Annotated in this window: 4 protein-coding genes; 3 read left to right on the top strand and 1 reads right to left on the bottom strand. The window is 48.6% G+C overall.

Annotated elements, in window-relative coordinates; translation table 11 throughout:
* Positions 1-527 (bottom strand): hypothetical protein (locus VIN66_RS07620; RefSeq protein ID WP_331923425.1); only part of this gene is annotated, 527 nt, incomplete at its 3' end.
* A gap of 246 nt (positions 528-773) precedes the next feature.
* Here VIN66_RS07620 and VIN66_RS07615 point away from each other — a divergent pair.
* From VIN66_RS07615 to hrpA, 3 genes are all read left to right on the top strand, one after another.
* Positions 774-1,775 (top strand): isoaspartyl peptidase/L-asparaginase, encoded by a 1,002-nt coding sequence (locus tag VIN66_RS07615; RefSeq protein WP_331923424.1) that lies wholly within the window; start codon positions 774-776, stop codon positions 1,773-1,775.
* Between the two features lie 74 nt (positions 1,776-1,849).
* Positions 1,850-2,269: a CBS domain-containing protein gene (locus VIN66_RS07610; protein WP_331923423.1), complete on the top strand. Its 420-nt coding sequence runs from the start codon at positions 1,850-1,852 to the stop codon at positions 2,267-2,269.
* 78 nt (positions 2,270-2,347) lie between these two features.
* Positions 2,348-4,031: ATP-dependent RNA helicase HrpA (hrpA, locus tag VIN66_RS07605; protein WP_331923422.1), on the top strand; the 1,684-nt coding region annotated here is incomplete at its 3' end.

The following is a 4,031-nucleotide window of genomic DNA, read 5'->3' as shown; positions in this document are numbered from 1 at the left end:
ATCGCTACGACTGTGGCGGGTTCGACTGAGACTTCGGGGAATTTCTGTTTAAGGCTATACGGATCAAAATCAACAACCAGGTCTTTACCCAGTAAAATAATCCCAGAAAATTTATGAGGTACTTTTTGGTGTTTAAGCCTCAGATTAATATGGCCGTTTAACCAGGTTTGTCTTAATGCACTGGTCCAATATTCCGGAATCTGAACATCCTGAAACGCAGCATTCATTCCCAGCTCTTTTGCCATGCTATACGCCAGAATAGATAAACTCAGGCAGTTTGCTTTACCTGATGCGATCGTCTCACTGGCTGTTCTGGTTGAGGTATTGTCATACAGCAAACCATCCTGAGCGTAGGAGAAAATCAGCCTCAACGCCGCTTTTGTTCTCTCTTCAATCGATGGTGCATTGGTGATGATGCGGTTGAGATCCCGCTTAGTTTTTTCCGGCAGAGCAAATATTTGCTCGGGCGTTTCGATTTCTACAGTGCTGTTGCCAAAGAGAGGGACACGCATCAGCTCTTCAGGCACAGGCACAGCAGTGCTTTGTATCGACTGACAGGCACTTAATGAGCACAACAGTATAACGACCAGTATCATTAACTTCATAAAGATCCCAGTGTTAGAACTACCTAATAAATATAGTGTAGAACGGTAACTTTGCTAACAGGTTTTAGCCGGTGCTGTGTGAGTAGTGGCAACTGAATGTGACAGCCGGTTGTGATTTTGTGATGGATCAAGTACAAAGAACTGATAAGTACTTCAGGAATTTCAATAATGAAACCGTTATTAGCTACAGTTTTACTTAGTCTGTCAGTTACGGCTGCAGCTGCCGATAAACCAATTGGTATAGTGATACACGGCGGTGCAGGTACCATTAGCCGCACTACTATGACTGAACAGCAAGAGCAGGCATATCACGTGATGTTAAAACATGCTGTTGAGCAAGGTTATGCTGTGTTGGCGCGTGGTGGTTCAAGCGTAGATGCAGTAACTGCCGCAGTTATCGTGCTGGAGGATTCACCTTTGTTCAATGCCGGTAAGGGTGCAGTCTATACCTTTGATGAAACACATGAACTGGACGCGTCTATTATGGATGGCCGCGATCGTAATGCTGGCGCTGTAGCCGGTGTGACGAATGTGAAGAACCCAATATTGCTGGCACGGGCAGTTATGGAGAAGTCTGTCCATGTAATGCTGGCAGGCACGGGAGCTGAGCAATTTGCTAAAGAGCAACAACTTGAATTGGTTGAAAACAGCTACTTTGATACCGAGTTCCGTTATGAAGCCTTAAAGCGTGCGAAGCAGGCAATGGCTCCGCAGCCACATCAGGCGGCCGTGCCTTACGATCCGGCATGGAAAATGGGTACTGTTGGTGCTGTTGCCATTGATCGCAGCGGTAATCTGGCAGCGGCAACGTCAACAGGTGGCATGACGGCAAAACGCTATGGCCGGATCGGGGATGCACCGGTTATCGGTGCCGGCAACTTTGCGGATAATAACAGCTGTGCAGTTTCTGCTACCGGGCATGGCGAATACTTTATCCGATATCAGGTCGCCAGCGAAATCTGTAGCCGGGCAAAATATCAGAAGAAAAGCGCAGAAGCAGCCGCAAAGGAAGTGATTGCAGAGTTAAAACAGGTTGGAGGTGACGGCGGTGTGATTGTTGCGGACAAAAATGGCCGTTTAAGCTGGGTGTTTAACACGGAAGGTATGTACCGGGCGATGAAAACAGAAGGCAAAGATGTTATCAGCGAGATTTTCACCAGCGGGGAATAATTACACCAGAGCAGAAAAACTCGGCTACGCTTAATCAGGGTCTGACGCGAGATATACAGTATAAGGGAGGGCGCATGGACTTATTAAAAGTGGCCGACTATATGAACCGCTATCCGGTAACCTTTACAGCTGATATGCCGGTTGAAATGGCCGTAGACCGGTTAATCAGAGGACGGCAGACCGGTGGGCCGGTAATCGACAAGCATAAAAAAATTGTTGGTTTTGTCTCAGAGCAGGACTGTTTACAAAGGATGCTGACCTCTACCTACCATGATCAGCAAGCTGCCAGGGTTGCTGACGTGATGAACCCGGCTGTATTGACAGTGAAGGAATATGATGGCGTTATCGATCTGGCGCAAATTATGTTGAAAGCCAAACCTAAGTTATACCCTGTGGTGGATGACGATGGCTATTTACTCGGTATTATTACCCGCTCGGACGTATTGGCGGCGATAGATAAAGAACTGCACTCGCATTACGGTAAAGTAGGCTAGTAGCAGACGAGCGTAAACGCTGGATCTTTACCCGTCGCTCTTGGTAGCATTGCGCCCTCTGTTTACGAGGGCGTTGTTTTGTCTGAAGCTGCTATTTCTGTATCTGAATTAATCTCCCGTACCAATAACTGTCTGTTAAAAGATCAGTTTCGCTTACGCAGGCGTCTGCATAACTGTAAATCGCTTGCTGAAGAGGCAAAACTTAATCAGTTGCAGCGTATTGCTGCCGATATTGTTCGCTCTGAGTCGTTGCGCGCTGCGCGCTTGCAGGCTTTGCCTAAAGTTACTTATCCACCGCAGTTGCCGGTGTCTGAGAAAAAAGACGATATAAAAGCCGCTATTGCAGCTCATCAGGTTGTTATCATTGCGGGGGAAACCGGCTCGGGTAAAACCACGCAGATCCCCAAAATATGCCTCGAGCTTGGACGAGGCGTGGCGGGCATGATTGGCCATACCCAGCCCCGGCGTCTGGCTGCGCGCAGTGTTTGTGATCGTATTGCTGAAGAGCTGCAATGTCAGGTCGGTAATCAGGTAGGTTATAAAATCCGTTTTGGCGATCACACTAACGACAACACTTTTGTAAAGCTGATGACAGACGGCATTTTACTGGCTGAAATTCAGCAGGATAGATTTCTAAATCAGTATGACACCTTAATCATTGATGAAGCGCACGAGCGCAGCCTGAATATCGATTTTCTGCTGGGCTACTTAAAACAGCTGCTGCCAAAGCGGCCTGATTTGAAGCTGATTATTACCTCGGCCACTATAGATCCGCAGCGTTTTTCCAAACATTTCTTCAATGCTCCCATTATTGAAGTATCAGGCCGTACTTATCCGGTAGAGACACGCTACCGGCCGGTTAGCGAGCAGGATGACAAAGATGCGGATCAGTTACAGGGCATTTTCGATGCGGTGGAGGAGTTATACCGGGAACCGCCTGGCGATATTCTGATTTTCTTAAACGGTGAGCGTGAAATCAGAGATACTGCAGACGCACTGGAGAAGTTAAAGCTGCCACACACCGAAGTACTGCCGCTGTATGCCAGATTAAGTGCGGCAGAGCAGAACCGTATTTTTCAAAGCCATAGTGGCCGTCGGATTGTACTGGCGACTAACGTCGCTGAAACATCGCTTACTGTGCCGGGTATCCGCTATGTAATTGACCCCGGTACGGCCAGGTTATCGCGTTACAGTTATCGCTCGAAAGTGCAGCAGTTACCGATAGAAGCCATAAGCCAGGCCAGCGCCAATCAGCGTAAAGGCCGCTGTGGCCGGGTGGCGGCAGGTATTTGTATTCGCTTATACAGTGAAGACGATTTTAACAGCCGGCCAGAGTTTACCGATCCTGAAATTCTGCGTACCAACCTGGCCTCTGTCATCATGCAGATGCTGGCGCTTGGTCTTGGCGATATTGCGGCTTTTCCTTTTTTACAACGGCCGGATAGCCGCTTCGTCAATGACGGTGTAAAACTGCTGGAAGAGCTTGGCGCAATACCGCTGCAACGCGGTAGAGATGGGCTGAAGCTGACGGAGCTTGGCCGCAAACTGGCGCGTTTGCCGATAGACCCGCGTTTAGCGCGTATGGTGTTATTTGCCGCAGAAAACGGCGGTTTGAATGAGTTGTTGGTGCTATCTGCCGCCTTATCAATACAGGACCCACGTGAAAGGCCGCTGGATAAGCAGCAGAAGGCAGATCAGTGCCATGCCCGCTTTGCTGATCCTGATTCGGATTTTGCCAGCTGGCTTAAACTGTGGCAGTACC

It is taken from the genome of Rheinheimera sp. (assembly GCF_036568245.1).
Lineage (GTDB): Bacteria > Pseudomonadota > Gammaproteobacteria > Enterobacterales > Alteromonadaceae > Alishewanella.
The sequence above is the reverse complement of the archived record's forward strand: the minus strand, read 5'-3'. Positions and strand labels throughout refer to the sequence as shown.

What these genes read in the sequence shown, in the direction of transcription:
- VIN66_RS07615 (WP_331923424.1), top strand. Translation starts at nt 774, where the DNA reads ATGAAACCGTTATTAGCTACAGTTTTACTTAGTCTGTCAGTTACGGCT.
- VIN66_RS07610 (WP_331923423.1), top strand. Translation starts at nt 1,850, where the DNA reads ATGGACTTATTAAAAGTGGCCGACTATATGAACCGCTATCCGGTAACC.